The following is a 24,143-nucleotide window of genomic DNA, read 5'->3' as shown; positions in this document are numbered from 1 at the left end:
GCGCCGTTCTTGTCGCCGCGGCCGACCCAGCGGCCCGCGGCCATGGCGGCGGCCTCGGTGACCCGGACGAGCTCCAGGGCGAGGTTGCGGTCGGGAGCCTCCGCGGCTACCGCCAGCGGGGAGGACGTCGAGACGGGGGAAGTGAGCAGGGACACCGGTGAGACCTTCCGAAGGCATGGGCGGGCGACTTCGGACCGGACGTTACTGGCCCCGCGCCGCCCCACCCCTCCCCTGCGTCCGAACCGCTGCCGCCTTTGGCAACTCGCCCACAACGCACACGTATCGGCGACGGCTCGGCACTTCGGTACTTCGGTACTTCGGTACTTGCGTACAAGCGCCGGACGGGCGTCAGGCCGCCGTCCACCCGCCGTCGACCGGCACGGCCCCGCCCGTGACGAACGAGGACCGGTCGCTGAGAAGCCACGCCGCGGCCTGCGCCACCTCGACCGGCTCGGCCATCCGCTTCTGCATGGAGCGGGAGATGAAGCTCTCCTCCAGAGAGGGCGTCTCCGTCAGGACCTGGTCCATGAGCTCCGTCCGGGTGCTCCCCACCACCAGGGCGTTCACCCGGATCCCGCGCCTGCCGTACTCGTCCCCGCCCGCCTTCGTCAGGCCGATCACCGCGTGCTTCGCCGCGATGTACGACGCCGTGGCGCCGGTCGCGACCACGCCCGCGGCGCTCGCGGTGTTGACGACGGCTCCCCCTCGGCCGTCGGCGAGCATCGCGCTGATCTGGGCCTTCATGCAGTTCCAGACGCCGCGCACATTCACGTCCATGACCTGGTCGAAGACGGCGTCGTCGGTCTCGTGCAGCGGCGTGCCCGCCGTGGCCCAACCCGCGTTGTTGAAGCCCGCGTCGAGACGGCCGTACGTCCGCACGGCCGCGTCGACCACACGCCTGACGTCCGCCGGAACCGTCACGTCCCCGGCGACCGCGAGCGCCTTCCCGCCGCCCCCCGCTATCTCCTCGGCGAGCTTCTCTATGTGCCGCTCCCGGCGCGCCGTGAGGACCACGGCCGCTCCTTCGGCGGCGAACAGCCGTGCCGCCGCCGCGCCGATACCGCTTGAGGCACCCGTGATCATGATCGTCTTACCGGCCAGCATGCCGTGCTCACCGCTGGTCACCGTGCTGTTCGTCGCCGTGCTGTTCGTCATCGTGCTGTTCGTCATCGTGCCGCCCCCCGTGGTGGTGTCATTCACATCGCGGAATCGCTGAATTACTGAACCGCTGAACCGCTGAACCGCTGAATCGTGCTCGTGGCTCAACTCGGCGTCGTGGCGCGCCAGATCGCGCCTGCCGCGGCCTCCGCGTCGAGCGTGCGCAGCAGGTCCCCGTCGATCGCGTCCAGCGAGTCGACGATGTGCCGCGCCCCCAGCTCTTCCATGAACGTGCGCTGGAAGCTGCAGGGATGGCCGATGAACGGCACGTCGAGCCCCTTGGCCGCCTCGGCGACCCGGGCCACGTCGTCCACGAACAGCACCTCGTCGAGGCGGAGATCGAAGACCTCCGTGGCGATCTCCTTGATGCCGGGCCGGAACGAGTCGGTGCAGACATAGCCGGGGCCGTCGAAGAGATGGGCCCAGGCGCCCAGATGGGTGTCGAAGTGGGGCTTGCTCAGGCCGCCGTAGCAGACCACCTGGAGCCCCAGGTCCCGTACGCGCCGGATCAGTTCGGCCGCGCCGGGGTTCGGCCGCACCGGGTGGTCGGCGACGTAGCGGTCGCGCTCGGCGAAGTAGATCTCCAGCGCCTCCTCACCCGTCACGTCGAGGCCGGCCGCGCGGGCCATCTCGCCGCCCGCGATGCGGCGCGGCTGGGAGAGGATGCGGCGCTCGGTCGCGGCGTCGTACACGCCCCCGCGGCCGGTGATGAAGTTGCCGATGACGGGGCTGAACGTGTCGTTGAGCAGAACGCCGTCGATGTTGAGCGCCACGAGACGCAGTCGGTCGAAGTGCTGGTGCATGAAACGTCCTTGGCTGCTGTTCGGTCGGACATGTCGAATATGACGAATATGCCGAATATGTCGGCCAGATGGAACGGTCACAGAGGGAGCGGGCGGCGGCGCGCGGCGCGCGGTGCGCCGTCAGGCGTTGACGGCGGCCTCCCGCGCCTCGCTCACGTCGATGCTGTCGGCGGCGCTGCCGGTGGCGACGGCGGGCATGAGCAGCTGCCACATCGCCCGGGTCCGCTCGGGCAGGTCCTCGCGGCCGCTCGTCAGGAGGGAGTACGCCTGCAGGCCCGTACACGCGGACACGATGAACTCGGCCAGCATGCGCACGTCGACGTCCGCACGGACATCGCCTGCCGCGCGCCCGTCGACCAGGCACTCCTCCATGATCTGGGCCCACTCGCGGTACGGAGTGGCGTCGTCGAGGCCGAAGCCGGTCTGCTCGCTGGTGAGCCGGACGCCCGCGCGCAGCGTCGGATCCGTCTGCAGCTTGTGCGCCCAGACGAACGTGATGTCCACCAGGCGCTGCAGACCCTGCGACTTGAGGGCGGGCACGATGCTTGCCGGCTGCGCCCGCATGACGGCCACGGCCAGCGCTTCCTTGTTGGGGAAGTGGAAGTAGACGGCGCCGAGCGTCACACCGGCGCGGTGCATGATCTCCCGCATGCTGGCGCCGCTGTACCCGCGTTCGTCGAAGACCTCAGCCGCGGCGCGAAGGATTTCCTCGCGCGTCTTCTGGGCCCGCACCTGCTTCGGTTCCGGCATTCGGACGGCCTCTCTCGACAAACAAAAAGAACGCACGTTACTTTACGCGTCATGGTTCTGGGGCACCAGAGCCCGCGCTCAGCGTTCGGGCATCGACGTCACTAATCCCAGGGGGGGACCTATGACTCTCGTTTCGTATGCACAGGCCACACGCACCACCCGACTGCGGCCCGTGCCGCAGGAGTTCACGCACAAGCTCGACCGCTCCGAAGTACTGCTCACCGGCTGGGCGCCCGCGGGTGAGGACCGCGTGACGGTCACCGCCCGGTGGCCCCGCACCCACTCCTTCTACGCGCCCGTCGCCGGGCGGCACGACCCGATGCTGCTCGCCGAGACCCTGCGGCAGAGCATCCCGCTGATCTCGCACGGCCTCTACGAGGTGCCGCTCGGCCACCAGCTGATCTGGCAGCACTTCACCTACGAGGTCGCGCCGGGGGCGATGTGGGCCGACGGTCCCATGGACATCGAACTCCGGATCACCTGCGACGACATCACCCGGCGCGGCGGCCGTCTCGCGGCCCTCACGATGGACATCGAGATCCTGCGGGACGGCCTGCACCTCGGCAGCGCCCACACGCGCTTCAGCAGCCACGCCCCGTCGATCTACCGCAGGCTGCGCGGCGACCGGTGCACGGTGTCGAGCGATGTCGCCCCGCTGCCGCTCAGCGGCGCGGTCCCGGTGGTCCCGCCCGCTCTGGTGAACCGGGAGCACGCCGACGACGTCGTGCTCTCCCCCACCGCCGTGCCGGACCAGTGGCGGCTGCGCGTCGACTACGCGCACCCGATCCTGTTCGACCACCCCGTCGACCACGCCCCGGGCATGCTGCTCCTGGAGGCCGCCCGGCAGGCGGCCCACGCCGTCCAGGGCCACCGCGCGGACGCCGTCGTCCCGGTCCGCTTCGAGTCGGCGTTCTTCCGCTACGTCGAGTTCGACGCCCCCTGCCTGATCACCACGCGCGTCGAGCCCGCCACCCGCCCCGGGGGCAGCGACTGCGTGTCGGTCACCGCTCACCAGGAGGGCAACGAGGCGTTCTCCTGCCGTGTGACGCTGGCGGCCGCAAGGGCGTAGAGCAGAAGGGGCCCGCACCTTCGCGGTGCGGGCCCCTTCGAGCGTTCAGACGCTACTTCTCGTACATCGGCACTACTAGTACATCGGCACTTCTAGTGGATCGGCACTTTCAGTGGGTCGCCACTTCTAGTAAATCGGCCTCTCGGGCTCGATCTGGTTGACCCAGCCGATCACGCCGCCGCCCACGTGCACCGCGTCCGCGAAGCCCGCGGACTTCAGTACGGCCAGGACTTCCGCGGACCGGACACCCGTCTTGCAATGCAAGACGATCTTCTTGTCCTGCGGGAGGTCCTGGAGGGCGTTGCCCATGAGGAACTCGTTCTTGGGGATCAGCTTGGCGCCGGGGATCGAGACGATCTCGTACTCGTTCTGCTCGCGTACGTCGATGATCTCGATCTTCTCGTCCGCGTCGATCCACTCCTTGAGCTGCCTGGGAGTGATCGTCGAACCGGCCGCCGCCTCCTGGGCCTCCTCGGACACGACGCCGCAGAAGGCCTCGTAGTCGATGAGCTCGGTGACGGTGGCGTTCGGGCCGCAGACCGCGCAGTCGGGGTCCTTGCGGACCTTGACCTGGCGGTACTGCATCTCCAGGGCGTCGTAGATCATCAGGCGGCCGACCAGCGGGTCGCCCACGCCGGCCAGGACCTTGATCGCCTCGGTGACCTGGATGGAGCCGATCGACGCGCAGAGCACGCCGAGCACGCCGCCCTCGGCACAGGAGGGCACCATGCCGGGGGGCGGGGGCTCCGGGTAGAGGCAGCGGTAGCACGGACCGTGCTCGCTCCAGAAGACGGAGGCCTGGCCGTCGAAGCGGTAGATGGAACCCCATACGTACGGCTTGTTGAGCAGCACGCACGCGTCGTTGACCAGGTAACGGGTCGCGAAGTTGTCCGTGCCGTCGACGATCAGGTCGTACTGGCCGAAGATGTCCATCACGTTGTCGGCCTCGAGCCGCTCTTCGTGGAGGATCACGTTCACGTACGGGTTGATGCCGAGGACCGAGTCCTTCGCGGACTCCGCCTTGGAGCGGCCGATGTCCGACTGGCTGTGGATGATCTGACGCTGCAGGTTGGACTCGTCGACCTCGTCGAACTCGACGATGCCGAGCGTGCCGACACCCGCCGCGGCCAGGTACATCAGGGCCGGCGACCCGAGGCCGCCTGCGCCGACACACAGCACCTTGGCGTTCTTCAGCCGCTTCTGCCCGTCCATCCCGACGTCGGGGATGATCAGGTGGCGGGAGTACCTGCGGACCTCGTCGACGGTGAGCTCGGCGGCGGGCTCGACCAGGGGTGGCAGCGACACGGGGACTCCGTTGGTCGGAATTTCGGAAGGTTGTTCTCCGCGTAACACTGCCACGCCCTTCTTCATTCCGAGACACCTGTTCCGATGCGCGAGACGATTTCGTCCCAGTAACCGGGCAGGGACTCCCAGAGGTCGCGGGTGGCACCCCCTGCCACGCGGTCGGATGCCACGCGGTCGGATGGCACACGGTTGGATTCCACGCGGTCGGTGAAGTAGATCGTGGAGGCGCCCTGCCAGCGGGCGATGCGCAGCGCCTCGTCCAGGTGCCCCAGCGGCATGCCGTGCACGAAGTGACAGAAGCGCTCCGGCGGGTAGTCGGCGGTCCACTCGGCCACCTGCGACCAGCGGTAGTCGCTCCACGGCCCGGCGAAGGTCACCAACTGGTCGCCCATCTCGGCATATCCGGGGTACGGGTGGCTGCCGTGGCCGAGCACGATGTGCGCGTCGTCGATCAGCGCGCGCAGGGTTGTCACCGTCCGGCGCACCTCCGGCAGCGCGGCCCGTTCGGTCGGGCAGCGGTCCAGGGAGAAGCCGTCGACCTGGTACCAGTCGAGGTAGCGGTGGGCGTCGGAGACCAGCTCCCCGAACGAGCGGGCGCCGTACGTCGCGTCGAGGTGGCCGAGCACCCGGATGCCCGCGTTCCGCAGTCGGCCCGCCGCTTCCAGGCAGTGCGGGTCGGGCCGCTCGCCCGGCCCGTTCGCGACATTGAGGACAACCCACTTCAAAGGGGTACCTGGGCGGGTGAGTTCGGCCCATTCGACGGACGCGACGAGCGGGTGGGCGAAGCCCGGGATGCCGAAGCCGACGCGCACCTCGGTGCTCGCGGCGCCCCTCGTGGACCTGGTCAGATGCGGCATGCGGCCTCCATCCAGATATCGGCGAGCGACTCTTCGAGATTGATGCGCGGCCGCCAGCCGAGCCGGTCGCGCGCGGTACGGACGTCGGCCTGCTGCCAGCTCCCGCAGCCGTCCGGGTAGGGGTACGCGGCGGCCGGGGTGCCGTGCTCGGACTCGGCTCGCTGGTGGCCGATGAGCTGCCGCGCGGGCACCTGGTCCAGCTCGTGCAGCGCCCCGCCGTACCCCGCGACGCGGGCCAGGACGGCGGCCGCGTCACGCAGTCGTACGGCACGGCCCGCGCCGATGTTCACGACGCCCTGCGCGGCGGAGAGCGAGGCGGCGTGCACCGCGCGCGCCACATCGCGTACGTCGACGAAGTCCCGCTGCACCCCGAGCCCGCCGAGCTTGAGCTCGCCGTCCCCGGCCTGCATCGCGCGCCGCATGGCCTCCGCGAGGCGGCCGAGCGGCGACCCGGCCGGCGTACCGGGCCCGGCGGGCGAGAACACCCGCAGGACGACGGCGTCGAGCCCGGAGCCAAGGACCAGTTCGGTGGCCGCCAGCTTGCTGACGCCGTAGGGCCCGCCGGGGCGCGGCACCGCGTCCTCGGCGGTCGAGGAGCCCGGCTGGCTCGGCCCGTACTCCGCGCCGCAGCCCAGCTGCACGAGGCGTGCCCCACAGCCGCTGCGGCGCAGGGCCTCGCAGATGGTGGCGACGGCGACGGTGTTGTGGCGGGTCAGGTCGCGGGCGCCGCCGCGGGTGGCACCGGCGCAGTTGATGACGACGCCCGGGTGCACGGCGTCCAGGAAGCGGGTGAGCGCGCCGGGGCTTCCGCTGGCGAGGTCGAACCGTACGTCCGAGTCGTCGCCGCGGCCCAGTGCGGTGAGCTGCACGGCCGGGTCGGCGAGCAGCCGGTCGGCGACGAACCGGCCGAGGTATCCGTTGGCTCCGATCAGCAGCACCCTCATCGGGCGCCTCCCGGGGTGGCCGCTCGATGGCGGAGACGGCTGCGGGTGATCATCTGTCTTTCTCCTTCGGGGTGTTGCCGTGGTGCACGGGGTGAGGCCCGCGGTGTCGGCCCCGCGGGAGGGTGGTCGTGCCGGACTGCGGTCGGCGGTTACGGCGCGGCACGGGATGCCGCGTGGGCCGAGGCGAGGGTGAGGGTCCTGGCCGCGTGGACCAGGAGGACGAGGGCGGCGGCGCCGCACGCGGCGGCCGGTACCGCGCCCGGACCCCAGGCGTCGACGGTGGCCTTGACGGGGGCGGCCAGTGCGGCGCAGCCGGGCAGCCCGCCAAGGAACGCCAGGGCCAGGGCGGTCGCTTCGCAGGCGCCCGCGGCGCCGAGCAGCAGGACGGGGGCGCGGGTGAAGCCGTAGACGCCGAGGAGCCGGGCGAGCAGGAGCAGCGTGCCGAGGGCGGCGGCGCCGAGGAGGGCGGGCGGGCCGCCGCCGGGGTGGGCGCCCAACTGCCCGGCCAGGCCCCCGATTACGGCGTCCGTCGCCGCGAGCAGCGCCCCGAGCGCCGTCAGGAACAGCGCGAGCACCCCGAGCAGCAGGGGCCGCACGGAGGACGCGAACTCGTCGAGCCCGCGGCTGGCGGCCAGCCGGACCCCGGACCGTACGGCGAAGAGGCGGGCGCACCAGGTCGCGGGCGCGACGGCGAGGGCGAGGCCCAGGAGTGCGGCGACCGCCGGGTCCCACAGGTCGCCGAGTCCGTCGGGCCCGCCCGCGACGACGCCCCGCAGCAGGCCGTCGCCGAGCAGGGCGTACGCGAGGAGCCAGCACACCCACGCGCGCGTGGCGGGCATCGGGTGGGTCGCCGCGCGCAACGGTCCGTGCCGCAGGGCGATGCGCAGGGCCACGCCGACGGCGAGCGCGCCGAGGGGCACGGCCACGAGGCGCGTGTCCCCCTCGCTGAGGGCGAGCCCCGTCACGGCCGCCGCGCCCGCCGCGCCGGGCAGCAGCGCGAACAGGGCCCAGCCGGTGGGCACTTCGGGGGCATCCGCGCGTGCGCCGCTGCCGGTGGCCCGCGCGCCATCGCGTGTACGGGGTGAGGTGTCGCCGCCGTCGCGCGGCACGCGCGCGTACATCTCCTCGGCCAGGGCGAAGACGTCGCGGTGCCGGAAGCGTGCGGCCGTTCTGTCGGTGACGCCGTGGGCCTCCAGGCCCGCCGCGATCTCCAGCGGGTCGACGGCGCGTTCGCACAGCCCGCGGTGGCGGTGCATGAGGGCCTTCACGGGGTCGGCGGGGCCGTGCCGCGCGGGCGTGGCGCGGGCGGCGGGCGGGCTTGGCGCCAGTACTCCGGTGCCCATGCCCGTGCCCGTGCCAGTTCCGGTGCCGGTTCCGGTGCCTCTGCCCTTGCCGCGGGCGTCCCAGCCGCTGTCGCCGTCGTCGTCGCCCGCGCTCCCGCTCCCGATCGCGCTCCTGGCCCCGATCCCGATCGCGCTCTCGCCGAAGGCGGGTACGGACGCTCCGCCGACCGGGGCGACGGTTCCGGCGCCCGGCAACTCCATCGGCGTCGGCACCGGCGTCAGCGCCTGGTCGGCGAGCAGTTCCTCGGACCGCGAGTCCCAGCCGGTCGCGCCCTCCGGAGCGTGCGGTGCGTCCATGGCCCGGACGGTTCCCTCATGCGGCTCATGTCGCTTCATACGGTGGCCCCCTTCAACTGCGCCCGAACATCGGCCTCTTCAGGGACTTGGGCCTCTTCCGTGACGGCCCACCTCGGCACCCCGCCGCCCTCGGCGCCCGCGCCCGCCCCGTTGGCCGCGGGTCCCACCGCCACCGCCCACCGCCCGGGGAGGTACGCCTCCGCCGGGTGCGCGAACGGCACGGGCTCGCCCGCCTCGTCCACCACGTCCCTGCGCACCGGGCAGTGCGAGACGATCTCCAGGTAAATGCTTCGAAATGCCGCGACGTTCTGCTCGACGGTGAAGAGCTCCAGGGCCCGCGCCCGCGCCGCGGCGCCCAGGCGCGCGCGCCGGTCGGGGTCGCGCAGGAGCGATACGCACGCCTCCGCGAGCGCCTTCGGATTGCGCGGCGGCACGACAAGTCCCGTACCGCCGATGACCTCCACCACCGCGCCCACGTCCGTCGAGACGGTCGCGCGTCCGCAGAACATGGCCTCGACCAGGCTGATCGGGAAGCCCTCGACGACGCTGGACAGGACGACGACGGCTCCGGAGGCGTACGCGTCGGTGAGTTCGGGGACGTCGGGGCCGCCGATCTCCTCGAAGGAGACGGGGTTGCAGCCGACGGCGTGCGCCCCCGGCGCCTCGTCGGGGAAGAGCTGTGCGGCGAGGGCCCGGCAGTGCGCGAGGTACTCCAGGGCCTCGGGCCCCTCGGCCGGTGCCCCGACGATCCTGAGGCGCGCGCCCGGCACCGCCCCGCGGATCTCCGCGAAGGCGTGGAGCAGCGAGATCAGATCCTTGGCGGGCTCGATGGGGCCGACCCACAGGAGGGTGCCGGGCCCGGCGGCGAAGTCGTCGTAGCCCCCTTCGCCGATCTGTGAGAAGCGGGCCGCCTCCATGCCGGGGTGGACCGTGCGCAGCTTGGCGCGGTCGGCGCCGCAGCGCTCCTGCCAGCGCCGGGCGTGGGTGTTGCCGGGAGTGATGAGGGTGGCCTTGCGGTACACCTCGGCCGCGAGGAGGCCGTGGAAGGAGGCGAGGAGCGTCCGCGCCGGCGCGCTCAGGTCCGTGTCGCCCGCGGCGAGGTAGTGCGCCCGCAGGTGCACGCCGTACTCGGTCACGAGCAGCGGGACTCCGGCGAAGTGTCCGGCAAGGAGCCCCGGCAGCGCCGCGGTCCCGCCGGAGGCGGCGTGGCACAGGTCGACGGCGCCGAGCCCGTCGGGCCCGTACCAGTCGAGGGAGAGCGGTCGCAGCGCGCGCTCCATCAGGCCCGCGGCGCTGAGCAGGTCGGACACGCGGGCGGCGTGGGCGGCGCGCAGTGCGCCGGGCGCGCGGCAGGCGCGCTCCAGGGCGCGGACGGCGGATTCGGAACGCAGGGCGGCGACGAGGCCGCCCTCGTCGCGGGCGAGTTCGGCGAGCCCGTACAGGGCGCTGCTGAAACGGTCCGCCACTTCGTCGCAAGCGTCCCGCGCCCCGCCATCCGCAACAGCACCACCGCCGCGGCACACCGCGACCGCCAGCTCCCCGAAGCACTCCGCGAACCGGCGCCGGGCCCGCCGCCCGTGTCCGCCGCGGGGACCCGCCGCGCAGAGCGCCTCGTCGTCGACGGTCCACAGCGGAGCCGTGCGCACCCGCTCGACCTGCGAGGGCAGTTCGACCCAGCCCCGGTCCCGCTGGCGCTCGCTGCGGCTAAGGGCATACACGTCGAACTCGTGCTGCCCGAGCCCGCGCACGAGTCGGTCGCACCAGAGCCTGGCCTCACCGCTCACATACGGATAGCCACCCTCCGTAAGCAGTCCGACGCGCACGAGCGCACCCCCGATATCCCTTCTGGGGAGCCGCCGTTGGACCGGCGGCTCGCAGCGGGACGAACGTATGCGGTCATGCGGGTGGCGCGACGGACGGTTGTCCATCGCGCCACCAGAAGGGGTGAACGGCAGTAACTTTCCCGCGCCGGTTGCGTTCCGTCGCGCTATAGCAGCCCGGAAGCCCGATTTCGCTACGGAGAGTCAGGCTGCGGCCAGCTCCTTGCGGACCTCGCGCCGTAGCGCCGCCGCCGCGGGGTCGAGCGCGGGCACGGCCGCGAGGAGCTGCTTCGTGTACGGGTCCCGGGGCGCCCCGTAGACCTCCGCCACCGGCCCCTCCTCCACGATCCGCCCCCGCCGCATCACCGCGACCCGGTCGCTGACCTGGCGCACGACGGCCAGATCGTGCGCGACGAAGACCAGCGCGAGCCCGAGCTCCCGCTGCAACTCGGCGAGCAGCGCGGTCACCTGGGCCTGGGTCGTCACGTCGAGGGCGGAGACCGGCTCGTCGCACACGATGAGCCGGGGCTCCGCCGCGAGCGCCCGCGCGATGCCGACGCGCTGGCGCTGGCCGCCGCTGAACTCGTGCGGGTAACGGTCGTAGTGCGCCGGTTCGAGCCCCACGCGCCCCAGGAGCTCGCGCACCCGCCCCCGTACGAAGGAGTCGCTCTCGCCCCGCGCGCGCAGCGGGTCGGCGACGGCCTCGCCCACGGAGCGCCGCGGGTTGAGCGAGGAGACGGGGTCCTGGAACACCATCTGCACCCCGGGCACCACCCGGCCGCCGGGCACCTCCGCACCCCCGTGGCGGAGCTGCCCGGCGGTCGGCTCCAGGAGGCCCACGAGCATGCGGCCGAGCGTGGTCTTGCCGCTGCCGCTCTCGCCCACGATGCCGAGGGTCTCCCCGCGGCGGACGGTGAGCGAGACGCCGTCGACGGCGGTGACCGCACGCTTGCCGCGCCCGAACTCCCGGCGCAGCCCGACGGCTTCGAGCACGACTTCACCCGCCTCGACTTCACCCGCCTCGACTTCACCGGCCTCCCCGGCGGCGGGCGCCAGCGGCGAGTCCACCCGCGGGACGGCCTTCAGGAGCTCCTGCGTGTAGGCCTCCCGAGGCGCCCCGAGGACCTCGCGTACCGCACCGCGCTCCACCGCGCGCCCGTCCCGCATGACCAGGACCTCGTCGACGCTCTCCGCCGCCACCCCCACGTCGTGGGTGACGAGGAGCAGTCCCATGCCGGTCTCGGCCCGCAGCGTGTGCAGCAGGTCGAGGATCTGGGCCTGGACGGTGACGTCGAGCGCGGTGGTCGGCTCGTCGGCGACGAGGAGCGCGGGTTCGCAGGCCAACGCCATGGCGATGAGCGTGCGTTGGCGCATGCCTCCGCTGAACTCGTGGGGGCGTGCGCGCGAGCGGCGCGCGGCGTCGGGGATGCCGACCCGGTCGAGCACCTCCACGGCACGCGCGCGTGCCGCCCGTCGGGACGCCCCCGTGTGCACGCGGTACACCTCGGCGATCTGGTCGCCCACCGCGTAGTAGGGGTCGAGGGAGGAGAGCGGGTCCTGGAAGACCATCGCGGCCTTTCCGCCGCGCAGCCGCCGCAGTTCGGCGTCGGACGCCTGCTGTACGTCGACGCCGTCGACCAGCACCGAACCGCCGACGCGCGCGCCCGTGCCCCGGTGCAGGCCGAGCAGCGCGGAGGCCACGGTGGACTTCCCCGAGCCCGACTCACCGACCAGGGCGAGCGCGCCGCCCGCCGCCAGGGTGAACGACACCCCGTCGACGGCCCGGACGCTGCCACCGGACTGCTCCCCGGACCCGAACACCACGCTCAGATCATCGACGCGGACAAGACTCACGACAGCACCACCCGTCGGTCGGCCACCGCGTACAGGACGTCCGCGACGGCATTGGCGAGCACCACGAAGAAGCCGGTGACCATGACCATTCCGACGACCACCGGCAGGTCGACGACCTTGACCGCGTGCACGAGTTCGCGGCCGATGCCGGGCAGCCCGAACAGCGTCTCGGTGAGCACGGCGCCCCCGAACATCGATCCGAAGTCGATGGCGGTCAGCGTGATGACGGGGGCGACGGCGCCCCGCAGCGCGTGCTTCCCGATGATCGAGCGCTCCCCCACGCCGTACGCGCGAAAGGTGCGCACATGGTCGTCGGCGAGCGTCTCCAGCATCGAGGAGCGGGTCAGGCGCGCGTACTTGGCGGCCTCGATCAGCGCGAGCGACAGCCACGGCAGGAGCAGGTTCCACGCCCACTGCGTCGGGTCGTCCGCGAAGGGGACGTACTGCGGGAAGGGCAGCCACCGCAGCTGGCCGCAGACGACGATCATCAGCAGCAGCCCGATGACGAAGACGGGTGTGGCGGTGCCCGCGAGCGTGACGGCGGTCAGCACGCGCTCGCTCACCCGGCCGCGCCGCCAGACCGAGAGCACGCCGGTGCCGACGCCGAGGAGCAGCCACAGCACCATGGCGCCGAGCGCGAGCGACCCGGTGACCGGCAGCTTCGCCAGGATCAGCGCGGTGACCTGCTGGTCGCTCTGGTAGGAGATGCCGAGGCAGGGCGCGCCGCAGTGCTCGGTGCCCGTGCCGGTGGAGTAGTCCTGGCCTACGAAGAGGCCCTGGAGGAAGTCCCAGTAGCGGACGTACAGCGGGTCGTCGAGCCGCAACTGCTCGGCCACCTGCTGCACTTGGGCGGGTGAGCAGCGCGGGCCGCAGGTGATCTGGGCGACATCGCCCGGCGCGGCGTAGAACACCGCGTAGATGATCACGGAGATGACGAAGAGGGTGACCACGGCGCCCGCCAGGCGCCGCGCGAGGAAGCCCGTCACGCGCTGACCTCCCGCTTCCGTCCCGTCCCGATCCGCAGCCGCGAGGCGGCCCGCGGGTCGAGGGCGGTGCGCACGCCGTCGCCGAGGACGGTGAGGGCGAGGACGGTCACGAACAGCGCGCCCGCCGGGAGCAGCAGGTACTGCGGAGCGGCCTGGTACCAGACGTTCGCGGCCGTGAGCATCTGTCCCCAGGACGGGGTGGGCGGCTTGACGCCCACGCCGAGGAAGGACAGCGCGGCTTCGACGGTGATGTTCGTGGGGACGAGCAGCGCGGCGTACGTGATGACGGGCGCGGCGAGCGCGGGCAGCAGCTCGCGCCGGGCGATCTGCGGGCCGCGCCAGCCGCTGAGCCGTGCGGCGGCCACGTGGTCGAGCTCCTTGAGCGTGACGGTCTGCGCGCGCACGATCCTGGCGACGCCGCCCCAGGCGACGAGGCCGATGACGAGGGCGACGAGCACGGGCCGCGGGAAGCCGTCCGGCACGATCGCCATGAGCGCGAGCGCGAAGACCACCAGCGGCAGCGCCACGATCACGTCGGTGGCCCTGCTGAGCACCTGGTCCATCCAGCGGTTGCCGAGACCGGCGGCGACGCCGACGGCGATCCCGACGAACAGCTGCACGGCGGTCGCGGCGAGCGCGACGCCGAGCGAGACCCGCGCCCCGTACACCAGGCGCGCGAAGAGGTCCCGCCCGGTCTGCGGCTCGACGCCGAGCCAGTGCTCGCCGCTGATCCCGCCGAACGAGCCGACCGGGACACCGCCGCGCGCCGAGTCGACGAGATCCGGGTGGTACGTGGTGGGGTCCTGCCCCTCCAGGGCGGTGAGCAGCGGCGCGGCGAGCGCCACGACGACGAGCAGGGCGACGACGCCCGCCGCCACGAGGGCGGCGCGCTGTGTGCGCAGCCGCCCCCAGAAGACGGAGCGGACGGTCACGACGACTCCACCGCGACCTGGGAGATGTCGAGGACACCGGTCCAGTCGCTGATGACGACGTTCTTGACGTTCTTGCCGTACAGGCGCTTGTAGACCGGGTGGAAGAGCGGCACGGTCAGCGCCTGCTCGCCGATCTTCTTGTCGAGGGCGCCCCACCGCACGGCGGCGGCCTTCAGGTCGGTCAGCTTGTTGATCTCGTCGATCTCGTCGTTGACGGACTTGTCGTCAAGGAACCCGGAGTTGAAGTTGGCGCCGTCCTTCACGATCTGCCGGCCGTCGAAGATCGGGGCGAGGAAGGGGCCGCCGGAGGGCCAGTCGGCGCCCCAGTGGGCGAGGAAGAGGCCCGGCTCGTCCTTGGCGCTGTGGGTCTTGTCCCGGTAGTCGTTGTCCTCGAGTCCCCGCAGCTTGACGGTGATCCCGGCCTTCTTGAGCGCGTCCTGGACCGCGGTCGCGATCTCGGGGCTGGTCTCGAAGTCCTTGGCGTTGGAGTGCGTGAGCGTGATGGTGAGCCCGTCCTTGTGACCGGCCTCCTTCAGAAGCTCCTTCGCCTTCTGCGGGTTGCCGTTCGGGCCCGCCGGGAAGTGGTCGTACTTCGTGTATCCGAAGGACTTCTGGTTCGGCAGGTACGTGGTGGCGGGCTCGGCGAGCGAGGAGCCGCCCGCGGCGTTGACGACCGAGGAGCGGTCCACGGCGTACGCGACGGCCTGGCGCACCTTGGGGTCGTCGAAGGGCTTCACCTTCGGGTTGAAGGCGAGGTAGTTGGTGTAGCCGAAGTGTCCGGTGCCGACGTGCGAGGCCAGGTCCTTGTCACCGGTGACCTTGGCGAGCTCGGCGGGGCCGAGGTTGGTGTCGGTGGTGACGGCGGCGGCGTCGGCGCCCTGGCTCGCGGAGAGCCGCTGGTTGATGACGGACGAGTCGAGCCCGGACCGTACGTCGATGACGTCCGGGTAGGCCTCGCGCTCCGGGTCGGTCTTCGCGGACCAGTGCGGGTTGCGCTCCAGGCGGATCCGCTCGCCGTCGTTCTCGTTCCTGACGACCTTGTAGGGCCCGGAGGAGACCGGGTGCTCCTCGTACTTCGTGCCCTTGTCCTTGCTCTTGGGGACGGGCGTGAACTGCGTCTGCGTCGCGAGGTAGGGGAACTCCCCCTCGGGCTTGTTCAGATGGAAGACGATGGTCCGCTCGTCGGGCGTCTCGATGGACGCGAGCCCCTTGCCGCTCTTGTCCTTGTACGGGCCCTGGTACGTGGCGCCGCCGACCAGCCAGTCCCTCAAGTAGGGCGCGCCACCGCTGAGTTCGCCCGCGAAGGACCTCTCGATGCCGTACTTCACGTCCTTCGAGGTGATCGGCGAGCCGTCCTCGTACTTGACCCCCTTCTTCAGCGTGTACGTCCACACCGTGGCGTTCTTGCTCGGCTTGCCCAGATCCGTGGCGAGGTCCGGCACGACCTCGGCACCCTTGGCGCCGTCCTCACGGTTGCGGGTGGTCAGCGTGCGGAAGACGAGGCTCGGCACGTTTCCGCCGCCGGAGGTGTAGAGCCGCGCGGGGTCGAAGTCGGTCTGCGGGTCGCGGTTGAGGACGGTGAGCGTGCCGCCCTCGGCCGGCTTGCCGCCGCCGGATCCGGCGCCGTCGCCCTTCGGACCCGCGCAGGCGACGACGCCCGAGGCCAGGACCAGGCTGACGGATGCCGCTGCCACGCGGCGGGCTATGACGGGCGATTGACGCATCGGAAGGAGACCTCTCAAGGGTCGCTGCGAAAAGGCGCAGCGGATCAACGGGAATCGAGCGGAGACCGAACAGGACTCGCCCCGGAGAAGGCGCGGAAACGCGGCACAAAGGCAGCGGAAAGCAGCTGAGCCCGGCTAGGAGCAGTGCGGAACGACTAGCAGAACGACTACAGGTCGGCCGGGACCGGTACAGCTGGGAAGGAGCGACGCACTCGCCGGGGCGGGCGTCAGCAACAGTGAATGTCGGCCACGCAGAGCGCGGTCACGCCGAACAGCGCCAGCTCAATGGCGGCGCTCGACGGGGCGTGGCTGTTCGACATGCGGAGAAATATGAACGAATTTCCGACCGATGTCAAAACCGATGACAAAACCGCCCCCGGTCACGGCGGCGGCTGCGTCTCAACTCTTCGGAAACACCCAGGGGTTGGCCTTGCACTTGATGCCGTCGTGCTCCAGGAATTTCGTCTGCTGCTGCATGACGGGGGCGAGCTGCCCGTCCTTCGTGCAGTCCGTGTGATTGTGGCCGAGCCGGTGGCCGACCTCGTGATTGATGAGCATCTGGCGGTACGGGTGGATGGCGTTGCCGAATTCCTTCTTGACGGCGTCGCCGTAGGTCTTGGCGCCCTGTGCCCACCGATAGGCATTGATCATCACGCGGTCCGTCGCGGCGGAATCGCACGACACGTTGTCCTGGCTGGTGTCCAGACCGGATTTCGCGCACCACGTCGCGGTCGTCCCCGGGCTCGCCAGCGTAATGACGAAATCGGGCCGCCCCGACGAGATCCGCTCGAAGGTGCGAGCTCCCGCGTGGGCCCAGCTCCGGTCGTCGTTCAGGGTCTTCTGGACGGCCTGCGCGAAGAGCTCTCCGTCGAGACCGAGCCCCTTCTCCACGTCGACGCGGTAGCGGAACTTCTGCCCCTTGCCGGGCGCCTTGTCCCACCCGGGCATCGCCTCGAAGTCACCGGACGCCTTGAGCTTCGGGTCCAGCGGGAACTCCTTGCCCATCTTCTGGTCGTACGTGTCGGGCGCCGCGTTCCGCACGTCGTTCGGCGTCGGCCTGCGGTCCGAGCGCGATGCGGGGTCATCGGTGTCGCGCGCGCCGCCGGGCGCCGCCTTGGTACCCGTGTCCGAGCCCTTCGACCCGCCGACGAACTGACCCGCGACGACGACACCGGCCACGGCGAGCACGGCGACGGCCGCGATGCCCGCGACGGCGCGGCCGCGCTTCCTGGTGCGGCCATCGGCGTCGGGCCTGCGACCGTCCAGGAGGGGCTCGACGTCGTTCCAGTCGGTGACGGAGGCGTACGGGTCCCGGGGCGGTGGCGGCGCGGCGGCGGCCTCCGTGCCCGGCTCGAAGCCCTCGGGGAGCTCGTCGGGGAAGGCGGCCATGTAGTCATGGCGGGGCCCGGGAACACCGCGGTCCTTCTTGCCCCGGGGTCCGCCACCGGCGCCTGTACCGGGGCCGGTACCGGTACTGGTACCGGCTTCATCGCCCCAGCCGCCGCCGGGCTCACGCTGCTCGGGATGCCCGCCCCGCACCTGCGGAACCCCATCGGAGGGCGTCCCGTGGGTGGATGTGCCGTGGGCGGGCGTGCCGTGGGCGGGCGTGCCGTCCGCTCCCGGCGCGCGCCTCCGTCGTCCCGGACCGGGGGCCGACTGCGGGCCCACGCCGTGCGACTTCGGTATGTTCGAGGTGCTCGTGTTGTCAGGTGTGTCTGCCGGGCCCCGGCGGCTGTGACGTCCCACGCGCCGCCTCAGCTCCCCGAACCCGTGCGCGAACCGTCGCGGCCCGCCGTGGTCGACTCGCCCGTGTCGACCAGGAGTTCACGGAACGCCGTGGCCACGCTCTCGGGGTACTCCATCATCGCCACGTGCCCCGCGTCGGGCAGCGTGAGCAGCCGCGAGTCACGGAAGGCGGCAGCCGCCCTGCGGGCCATGCGGAACGAGACGAGCAGATCGCGGCCTCCGTAGACCAGCAGGGTCGGCGCGAGCACCCGCTCGGCCTGCCGCCACAGTCCGTGCTGGCCGCCCAGCGTGTACGCGTTCACGACGCCGCGCGCCGAGCGGGCCATCGCGTCCCAGAAATAAGGGAGCTGGAGCCTGCGCTCCATCTCCCGCACCGCCGCGCCGAACCCTTCCGGCGTGACCCTGCCCGGGTCGCCGTAACAGAGCCCCATGACACCGCGCACCCGCTGCTCCGCCGTCCACTCCTTGGTGAGCCGGGTGAAGAGCGCGGCGACGCCGGGCACCGCGAGCAGCCCGGTCGGCAACGCCGTGCGCTGCACCCGCAGCTCCGGCAGGGCGGGCGAGATCAGCGTCAGCGTGCGGACGAGGTCGGGGCGGACCGCGGCGACGCGCGTGGTGATGGCGCCGCCCAGCGAGTTCCCCACGAGGTGGACGGGGCCGCGGCCGCGCGCGTCGAGATAACGGATGACCGCGCGGGCGTGCCCGGTGATGGAGTAGTCCCCGTCGTCGGGCGGCGGGGAGTCCCCGAACCCCGGCAGGTCGAGCGCCTCGCAGTCGACGACGTCCGCAAGGCGCGGCATCAGGGCCGACCAGTTCTGCGAGGAGCCGCCGAGCCCGTGCACGTACAGCGCGAGCGGCAGTCCGGGACGGACCGAGGGCCGGGAGCGCACGGTCAGTGAGAGTCCGGGCAGGCCGACCGAGTCGAGCCGCTCCCCCTCCGCGACCGCCACGACACCCGGCTTGGGTGCGGCGGCGGCGAGTGGGCTCGGCAAGTCGGTCGAAGGCATGCGGGCAATGTTACGAGACGATCACGCGGTAGTTCACGTGTTCGCTGTCACAGAACGCACACAGATCGCGTAGCGCCCCGTCCAGGTCTCTTCTACGCTCGAAAGAGCTGACGAAAGCCGACGAGAACAGTCATGGAAAGAGGGCGCAGGGGCACTCGCACCACCAGGGCCACCAAGGACCGCAAGGGAAGAGAGCCATACATGAGTGTCGACCCGACCGACCCGGACACCTTCGAGACGGCAGAGCCCGAGGCCGACGTCGAGGCCCCGGAGGCGGACACGGCCGAGCAGCACACCGACCTCGCCCCCAGCGGGGACGACTCCCTGGAGGAGGCCGACCCGGCCGCCGCCAGCGAGGCCGATCTGGCCGAACAGGCCCGCGTCGTCAGCCTCGACGAGGACGACTACCGCTAGAAGAACTCAGGTGACGGCGGCGGATCGCGGACCCGGGCCTGACCGTGTTTGCCCTGCTACGCACCGGTGCGTAGCCCTTATGCGGTCGTCCAGTCCGTGAAATTCTGCGCTCGCACCGCGCACATCACAGTTACCGAAAAGTACGATGGCGGCGCGGCGCTCACCGCACATCGGACGATTTGGGAGGCGGCGTGACAGCCATCGAGCAGACAGAGGCAGCACGCCCGCGGGGTACACGGCTGCCGCGCCGTGCCCGACGCAACCAGCTTCTGGGGGCAGCTCAGGAGGTATTCGTCGCACAGGGTTACCACGCGGCGGCGATGGACGACATCGCCGAGCGCGCCGGCGTCAGCAAGCCCGTGCTCTACCAGCACTTCCCGGGCAAGCTCGACCTCTACCTGGCCCTGCTCGACCAGCACTGCGAGTCACTGCTGCAGTCCGTGCGCGCGGCCCTTGCGTCCACCACGGACAACAAGCTCCGCGTCGCCGCGACGATGGACGCCTACTTCGCGTACGTGGAGAACGAGGGCGGCGCCTTCCGGCTCGTCTTCGAGTCGGACCTGACGAACGAGGCCGCGGTGCGCGAGCGCGTGGACCGCGTCACCCTGCAGTGCGCCGAGGCGATCTGCGAGGTGATCGCCGAGGACACCGGCCTGCCCAGGGACGAGGCGATGCTCCTCGCCGTGGGCCTCGGCGGGTACTCGCAGGTGGTCGCCAGGTACTGGCTGGCCAGCCGCAGCACGGTGCCGCGCGACAAGGCCGTCGAGCTGCTCACCTCGCTCGCCTGGCGCGGCATCGCGGGTTTCCCGCTGCACGGCACGGAAGGCCACTGAGACACAGGCTCTGAGCCCTCGCGGTTTTGTTCCCGTCCCGTGTTCGCTACCGGCGTGCATGGCCGCGGCCGTCCCCGTCCCCTCACCGGGCTAATGTGTGCTGGGTACGGCGCGGACGGCCGCGCACAGACTGACCGTCGGAGGGACAAAGCCGTGGAGGTCAAGATCGGCGTGCAGTACGCGCCCCGCGAGATCGTGCTGGAGAGCGGCCAGAGCGCCGAGGAAGTCGAGACCGCGGTCTCCGAGGCGCTGACCGGCAAGTCGCCGCTGCTGAGCCTCGTGGACGACCACGGCCGCAAGGTCCTGGTTCCGGCCGACCGCCTCGCGTACGTCGAGCTCGGTGAGCCGACGGCGCGCAAGGTGGGATTCAGCGCCCTGTAGGACGCTCAGGCATCCTGCTGCGGAACGGCCCGGTGGTTCTCAACCACCGGGCCGTTCCCGTGCGTTGTGCGAGTCACGTCCCGTGCGGTGTACGCGTGCTGTGCGTCGTACGGAGGAAACCGGCGCCACCCGATCATGGAGGGTTGCATTCCAGCCGCCCGGGGTAGACCGGCTACGACCGATTTGCACCTGGCCGCAAGGGAGGGCACCACCGTGATTCTGGAAGCACTCGGCTCCACACTGCTCGGCCTCGCCCTGGCCTGGGCCACCGCGCAGCGCCTCGGGCACCGACTGCCCGCGCGCAGCCTGGTCCTGTCCACGGGCCCCGTCGGCGCACTCATCGGCGCCTTCATCACACACATGGCGCTCGGCTCCGGCCACGCCCCCGCCACGCTCGTGGGAGCGGTCGCCGTATCGGCGGCCCTGTTGTCGCTGCTCATCCGCCCGACCGGCGGCAGAATGCGCCACTCGGCGACGGCCTGAGGCACGGAAGCAGCCCGCGGGCCCCGTCGGGCGGCGCGCCCCGCGAGGGGCGCGGGGCGCCCCCGCCGGAGGGTCAGGCCGCCAGGCCCAGCGCGGCCATCCGCTTGGTGTGCGCCTCGGTGATCCGGGAGAACATCCGGCCGACCTCGGCGAGGTCGAAGCCGTCGGCCACGCCCCCGACCAGCATGGTCGACAGCGCGTCCCGGTCGGCGACGACCCGCTGCGACTGCGAGAGGGCCTCCCCCATCAGCCGTCGCGCCCACAGCGCGAGCCGCCCGCCCACGCGCGGTTCCGCCTCGATCGCGGCGCGCACCTTCTCCACGGCGAAGCTCGCGTGCCCGGTGTCGTCGAGCACGCCGAGCACCAGGGCGCGGGTGTCGCCGTCGAGGCGCGCGGCGACCTCGCGGTAGAAGTCACTGGCGATCGAGTCACCGACGTACGCCTTGACCAGGCCTTCGAGCCAGTCGGACGGCGCGGTCTGGCGGTGGAAGCCGTCGAGCGCGGCGACGAACGGCTCCATGGCCTGCGTCGGCTCCACGCCGATCGCCGAAAGGCGGTCCCTGAGCTGCTCGAAGTGGTGGAACTCGGCCGACGCCATCTTCGCGAGCTCCGCCTTGTCACCGAGCGTCGGCGCGAGCTTCGCGTCCTCCGCGAGGCGCTCGAACGCCGCGAGCTCCCCGTAGGCGAGTGCGCCGAGCAGGTCCACCACCGCGGCGCGGTAGTCGGGCTCGGCGGAAGCTGTCGCCCAGTCCTGGGCAGCGACTCCAGTGGGTTCGGGGGCGGATTCGGCAGAGGTGTCAGGCGTCTCCATGAAGCGCACAATAGCCCGCTCGGCGGAGGGCGTAAGGCCCTGGTCAGTGACTGTGACCACGGCCATGTGACGAATTCGCCGGACACACATGCGAGATTTAGCGGTACAGTGGTAATGCGCCCGCCGAATATTTGACGGGCCGTATGAATGAGGATGCCCGGTCGGTGGCCCGATCGGCTCCGACCCGACAGCCCTCCGGGCAGTGCGCACAGGCTGTGCACCGCACGAGGAGGGAACCTCAGCGGTACGAGCGCTCGAGCGCAGGCAGTGGTCCCGCGCCCCCGGCCCGCCCCCCAAGCGGCCGGCGGTTACCGGCACGGTCACGACCCCCAGCGTTCGCCTCGCACCGCGTCTCACAGACAAGGCATTGCCCTGACTACGACTTTCCGAGAGCTCGGGATCCTTTCCGAGACAGCCGAAGCCCTTGAAGCCGTCGGCATCATCAACCCCTTCCCCATCCAGGAGATGACGCTCCCCGTCGCCCTTTCGGGCTCGGACGTCATCGGCCAGGCCAAGACCGGCACCGGCAAGACGCTCGGCTTCGGCCTTCCGCTCCTGGAGCGCGTGGTCGTCCCCGCCGACGTCGAGGCGGGCCGCGCCGAGCCCGAGCAGCTGACCGAGGCGCCGCAGGCCCTCATCGTCGTGCCCACCCGCGAGCTCTGCCAGCAGGTGACGAACGACCTCCTGACCGCCGGCAAGGCGCGTAACGTCCGCGTCCTCGCCATATACGGCGGCCGTGCCTACGAACCGCAGGTCGAGGCCCTCAAGAAGGGCATCGACATCGTCGTCGGCACCCCGGGCCGTCTCCTCGACCTCGCGGGCCAGCGCAAGCTCGACCTCAAGCACGTCAAGTGCCTGGTCCTCGACGAGGCCGACGAGATGCTCGACCTGGGCTTCCTGCCCGACGTCGAGAAGATCATCAACATGCTTCCGGCGAAGCGCCAGACGATGCTGTTCTCGGCGACCATGCCGGGCGCCGTCATCGGCCTCGCCCGCCGCTACATGTCGCAGCCCACGCACATCCGCGCCACCGCGCCGGACGACGAGGGCCAGACCGTCGCGAACACCAAGCAGCACGTGTTCCGCGCGCACAACATGGACAAGCCCGAGATGGTCTCGCGCATCCTGCAGGCCGAGGGCCGCGGACTGGCGATGATCTTCTGCCGGACGAAGCGCACCGCCGCCGACATCGCCGAGCAGCTCGAAAAGCGCGGCTTTGCCTCCGGCGCGGTCCACGGCGACCTCGGCCAGGGCGCGCGCGAGCAGGCGCTGCGCGCGTTCCGCAACGGCAAGGTCGACGTGCTCGTCTGCACCGACGTCGCCGCGCGCGGCATCGACGTCGGCGGCGTGACGCACGTCATCAACTACCAGTCCCCCGAGGACGAGAAGACCTACCTGCACCGCATCGGCCGCACCGGCCGCGCGGGCGCCAAGGGCATCGCGATCACGCTGGTCGACTGGGACGACATCCCGCGCTGGCAGCTGATCAACAAGGCGCTCGACCTGGGCTTCAACGACCCGGTCGAGACGTACTCCAGCTCCCCGCACCTGTACGAGGAGCTGAACATCCCGGCGGGCACGAAGGGTGTCCTGCCGCGTGCCGAGCGGACCCGTGCGGGTCTGGGCGCGGAAGAGGTCGAGGACCTCGGCGAGACCGGTGGGCGCGGCCGCGGTGGCCGCTCCGGCGGTCGTGGCCAGGACCGCGATCGTGACCGAGACCGCGACCGTGACCGTGACCGCGATCGTGCGGCCTCCGCGCCCGCCGAGCGCGAGCGTCCGGCCCGTACGCCGCGTCGCCGTCGCCGCACCCGCGCCGGCAGCCCGCTCGACGCCGCCACGACAGTCGCTCCGGCCGCCGTGCTGACCGAGACCGCCGCTCCGGTGGCCGAGGCCGCCCCGGTCGCCCCGGCCGCCGTCGAGGCGACCGAGCCGCGCACCCCGCGCCGCCGTCGGCGTACGCGTGCCGGTGCCGGGTCCGAGGCCCTGGCCACGGCCGAGGGCACGACCGTCGAGGCGGAGGCGCCCGCGCCGGTCGCCGCGCCCGTCGTCGAGGCGGAGGCTCCGGTGTCCAAGCCGCGCCGCCGCACCCGCAAGACCGCCGAGACGGTGGCCGAGGCCGCCGCTCCGGAGGTCACCGTGCCGGAGGCCGCTCCGGTGGCCGAGGTGGAGGCTCCGGTCACCAAGCCGCGCCGCCGCACTCGCAAGGTTGCCGAGACGGTCGCCGACGCCGCGATCCCCGAGGTCACCGCGCCCGAGGCCGACGCAGAGGCCGAGAAGCCCAAGCGCCGCACCCGCAAGACCGCGGCCAAGGTCACCGAGGCAGCCGCCCCGGAGGCCGAGGCAGAGGCACCGGCCACCAAGCCGCGCCGCCGCACCCGCAAGGCCGCCGAGACCGTCGCCGACGCCGCGACCCCCGAGGTCACCGCGCCCGACGCGGAGGCAGAGGCCGAGAAGCCCAAGCGCCGCACCCGCAAGACCGCGGCCAAGGTCACCGAGGCAGCCGCCCCGGAGGCCGAGGCGGAGGCTCCGGTCACCAAGCCGCGCCGCCGCACCCGCAAGGCCGCCGAGACCGTCGCCGACGCCGCGACCCCCGAGGTCACCGCGCCCGACGCGGAGGCAGAGGCCG

General features: G+C 71.9%; 23 protein-coding genes. 6 read left to right on the top strand and 17 right to left on the bottom strand.

Annotated features, from left to right (window positions below; all coding sequences use genetic code 11):
• From ABZ953_RS37480 to ABZ953_RS37465, 4 genes are all read right to left on the bottom strand, one after another.
• Positions 1 to 149: fructose-bisphosphatase class II (locus ABZ953_RS37480; protein ID WP_361733670.1), on the bottom strand; the 149-nt coding region annotated here is incomplete at its 3' end.
• Between the two features lie 199 nt (positions 150 to 348).
• Positions 349 to 1,104: a glucose 1-dehydrogenase gene (locus tag ABZ953_RS37475; RefSeq protein WP_361733668.1), complete on the bottom strand. Its 756-nt coding sequence runs from the start codon at positions 1,102 to 1,104 to the stop codon at positions 349 to 351.
• Positions 1,105 to 1,262: 158 nt separating this feature from the next.
• The gene (locus tag ABZ953_RS37470; RefSeq protein ID WP_361733663.1) at positions 1,263 to 1,961 is read right to left on the bottom strand and encodes an HAD family phosphatase; all 699 of its coding nucleotides are present in this window, start codon (positions 1,959 to 1,961) and stop codon (positions 1,263 to 1,265) included.
• Positions 1,962 to 2,081: 120 nt separating this feature from the next.
• Positions 2,082 to 2,711, bottom strand: coding sequence for a ScbR family autoregulator-binding transcription factor (locus ABZ953_RS37465; protein ID WP_361733662.1), 630 nt, complete (start codon positions 2,709 to 2,711; stop codon positions 2,082 to 2,084).
• A gap of 121 nt (positions 2,712 to 2,832) precedes the next feature.
• Between ABZ953_RS37465 and ABZ953_RS37460 the strand changes: the two genes are divergently transcribed.
• A complete protein-coding gene (locus ABZ953_RS37460) occupies positions 2,833 to 3,780 on the top strand; it encodes a ScbA/BarX family gamma-butyrolactone biosynthesis protein (RefSeq protein WP_361733660.1) in 948 nt (315 codons plus the stop codon).
• Positions 3,781 to 3,906: 126 nt separating this feature from the next.
• Here the strand turns inward: ABZ953_RS37460 and moeZ are convergent, their stop codons facing one another.
• The 12 genes from moeZ to ABZ953_RS37400 all read right to left on the bottom strand — a co-directional run bounded on the left by moeZ (position 3,907) and on the right by ABZ953_RS37400 (position 18,595).
• On the bottom strand, positions 3,907 to 5,085 hold the full coding sequence (gene moeZ / locus ABZ953_RS37455; RefSeq protein ID WP_361733658.1) for an adenylyltransferase/sulfurtransferase MoeZ: 1,179 nt from the start codon (positions 5,083 to 5,085) through the stop codon (positions 3,907 to 3,909).
• A 62-nt stretch (positions 5,086 to 5,147) separates the two neighbouring features.
• Positions 5,148 to 5,942, bottom strand: coding sequence for a spherulation-specific family 4 protein (locus ABZ953_RS37450; RefSeq protein WP_361733656.1), 795 nt, complete (start codon positions 5,940 to 5,942; stop codon positions 5,148 to 5,150).
• A complete protein-coding gene (locus ABZ953_RS37445; protein WP_361733654.1) occupies positions 5,930 to 6,886 on the bottom strand; it encodes an NAD-dependent epimerase/dehydratase family protein in 957 nt (318 codons plus the stop codon). The genes ABZ953_RS37450 and ABZ953_RS37445 overlap by 13 nt, the downstream gene beginning before the upstream one ends.
• A 149-nt stretch (positions 6,887 to 7,035) precedes the next feature.
• The gene (locus ABZ953_RS37440; RefSeq protein ID WP_361733652.1) at positions 7,036 to 8,526 is read right to left on the bottom strand and encodes a hypothetical protein; all 1,491 of its coding nucleotides are present in this window, start codon (positions 8,524 to 8,526) and stop codon (positions 7,036 to 7,038) included.
• A 35-nt stretch (positions 8,527 to 8,561) separates the two neighbouring features.
• Positions 8,562 to 10,349: a DUF3492 domain-containing protein gene (locus ABZ953_RS37435; RefSeq protein WP_361733650.1), complete on the bottom strand. Its 1,788-nt coding sequence runs from the start codon at positions 10,347 to 10,349 to the stop codon at positions 8,562 to 8,564.
• Positions 10,350 to 10,550: 201 nt separating this feature from the next.
• Complete coding sequence (locus ABZ953_RS37430) at positions 10,551 to 12,200, bottom strand: ABC transporter ATP-binding protein (RefSeq protein ID WP_361733648.1); 1,650 nt, start codon at positions 12,198 to 12,200, stop codon at positions 10,551 to 10,553.
• Positions 12,197 to 13,186: an ABC transporter permease gene (locus tag ABZ953_RS37425; RefSeq protein ID WP_361733646.1), complete on the bottom strand. Its 990-nt coding sequence runs from the start codon at positions 13,184 to 13,186 to the stop codon at positions 12,197 to 12,199. The genes ABZ953_RS37430 and ABZ953_RS37425 overlap by 4 nt, the downstream gene beginning before the upstream one ends.
• Complete coding sequence (locus ABZ953_RS37420; RefSeq protein ID WP_361733644.1) at positions 13,183 to 14,118, bottom strand: ABC transporter permease; 936 nt, start codon at positions 14,116 to 14,118, stop codon at positions 13,183 to 13,185. Before ABZ953_RS37420 ends, ABZ953_RS37425 begins: the two co-directional genes overlap by 4 nt.
• Positions 14,115 to 15,842, bottom strand: coding sequence for an ABC transporter substrate-binding protein (locus ABZ953_RS37415; RefSeq protein ID WP_361733642.1), 1,728 nt, complete (start codon positions 15,840 to 15,842; stop codon positions 14,115 to 14,117). Before ABZ953_RS37415 ends, ABZ953_RS37420 begins: the two co-directional genes overlap by 4 nt.
• A gap of 227 nt (positions 15,843 to 16,069) precedes the next feature.
• Complete coding sequence (locus tag ABZ953_RS37410; RefSeq protein WP_317987152.1) at positions 16,070 to 16,162, bottom strand: Ms4533A family Cys-rich leader peptide; 93 nt, start codon at positions 16,160 to 16,162, stop codon at positions 16,070 to 16,072.
• A 79-nt stretch (positions 16,163 to 16,241) separates the two neighbouring features.
• A complete protein-coding gene (locus ABZ953_RS37405) occupies positions 16,242 to 17,510 on the bottom strand; it encodes a DUF3152 domain-containing protein (RefSeq protein ID WP_361733666.1) in 1,269 nt (422 codons plus the stop codon).
• Positions 17,511 to 17,596: 86 nt separating this feature from the next.
• On the bottom strand, positions 17,597 to 18,595 hold the full coding sequence (locus ABZ953_RS37400) for an alpha/beta hydrolase (RefSeq protein ID WP_361733640.1): 999 nt from the start codon (positions 18,593 to 18,595) through the stop codon (positions 17,597 to 17,599).
• Between the two features lie 201 nt (positions 18,596 to 18,796).
• Between ABZ953_RS37400 and ABZ953_RS37395 the strand changes: the two genes are divergently transcribed.
• From ABZ953_RS37395 to ABZ953_RS37380, 4 genes are all read left to right on the top strand, one after another.
• On the top strand, positions 18,797 to 19,009 hold the full coding sequence (locus tag ABZ953_RS37395) for a hypothetical protein (protein WP_361733638.1): 213 nt from the start codon (positions 18,797 to 18,799) through the stop codon (positions 19,007 to 19,009).
• 191 nt (positions 19,010 to 19,200) lie between these two features.
• A complete protein-coding gene (locus ABZ953_RS37390; protein ID WP_361733636.1) occupies positions 19,201 to 19,842 on the top strand; it encodes a TetR/AcrR family transcriptional regulator in 642 nt (213 codons plus the stop codon).
• A 153-nt stretch (positions 19,843 to 19,995) separates the two neighbouring features.
• Positions 19,996 to 20,223 carry a DUF3107 domain-containing protein gene (locus tag ABZ953_RS37385; protein ID WP_358590202.1) on the top strand — a complete coding sequence of 76 codons (228 nt, stop codon included), beginning with the start codon at positions 19,996 to 19,998 and terminating at the stop codon, positions 20,221 to 20,223.
• 213 nt (positions 20,224 to 20,436) lie between these two features.
• Positions 20,437 to 20,706 (top strand): hypothetical protein, encoded by a 270-nt coding sequence (locus ABZ953_RS37380; RefSeq protein ID WP_361733634.1) that lies wholly within the window; start codon positions 20,437 to 20,439, stop codon positions 20,704 to 20,706.
• 73 nt (positions 20,707 to 20,779) lie between these two features.
• On the opposite strand, the gene ABZ953_RS37375 is transcribed toward ABZ953_RS37380, so the two are convergent.
• Complete coding sequence (locus ABZ953_RS37375; RefSeq protein ID WP_361733629.1) at positions 20,780 to 21,517, bottom strand: ferritin-like fold-containing protein; 738 nt, start codon at positions 21,515 to 21,517, stop codon at positions 20,780 to 20,782.
• A gap of 465 nt (positions 21,518 to 21,982) precedes the next feature.
• Between ABZ953_RS37375 and ABZ953_RS37370 the strand changes: the two genes are divergently transcribed.
• Positions 21,983 to 24,143: DEAD/DEAH box helicase (locus tag ABZ953_RS37370; RefSeq protein WP_361733627.1), on the top strand; the 2,161-nt coding region annotated here is incomplete at its 3' end.

The organism is Streptomyces sp. NPDC046465, from assembly GCF_040646035.1.
Lineage (GTDB): Bacteria > Actinomycetota > Actinomycetes > Streptomycetales > Streptomycetaceae > Streptomyces.
Note: the sequence above shows the minus strand (reverse complement) of the source record. Positions and strands in the feature narration are given on the sequence as shown.

Coding starts and splice junctions, on each gene's coding strand:
- ABZ953_RS37475 (WP_361733668.1), bottom strand. CDS start 1,104: ATGCTGGCCGGTAAGACGATCATGATCACGGGTGCCTCAAGCGGTATC.
- ABZ953_RS37470 (WP_361733663.1), bottom strand. CDS start 1,961: ATGCACCAGCACTTCGACCGACTGCGTCTCGTGGCGCTCAACATCGAC.
- ABZ953_RS37465 (WP_361733662.1), bottom strand. CDS start 2,711: ATGCCGGAACCGAAGCAGGTGCGGGCCCAGAAGACGCGCGAGGAAATC.
- ABZ953_RS37460 (WP_361733660.1), top strand. CDS start 2,833: ATGACTCTCGTTTCGTATGCACAGGCCACACGCACCACCCGACTGCGG.
- ABZ953_RS37450 (WP_361733656.1), bottom strand. CDS start 5,942: ATGCCGCATCTGACCAGGTCCACGAGGGGCGCCGCGAGCACCGAGGTG.
- ABZ953_RS37445 (WP_361733654.1), bottom strand. CDS start 6,886: ATGAGGGTGCTGCTGATCGGAGCCAACGGATACCTCGGCCGGTTCGTC.
- ABZ953_RS37440 (WP_361733652.1), bottom strand. CDS start 8,526: ATGGACGCACCGCACGCTCCGGAGGGCGCGACCGGCTGGGACTCGCGG.
- ABZ953_RS37415 (WP_361733642.1), bottom strand. CDS start 15,842: ATGCGTCAATCGCCCGTCATAGCCCGCCGCGTGGCAGCGGCATCCGTC.
- ABZ953_RS37410 (WP_317987152.1), bottom strand. CDS start 16,162: ATGTCGAACAGCCACGCCCCGTCGAGCGCCGCCATTGAGCTGGCGCTG.
- ABZ953_RS37400 (WP_361733640.1), bottom strand. CDS start 18,595: ATGCCTTCGACCGACTTGCCGAGCCCACTCGCCGCCGCCGCACCCAAG.
- ABZ953_RS37395 (WP_361733638.1), top strand. CDS start 18,797: ATGAGTGTCGACCCGACCGACCCGGACACCTTCGAGACGGCAGAGCCC.
- ABZ953_RS37375 (WP_361733629.1), bottom strand. CDS start 21,517: ATGGAGACGCCTGACACCTCTGCCGAATCCGCCCCCGAACCCACTGGA.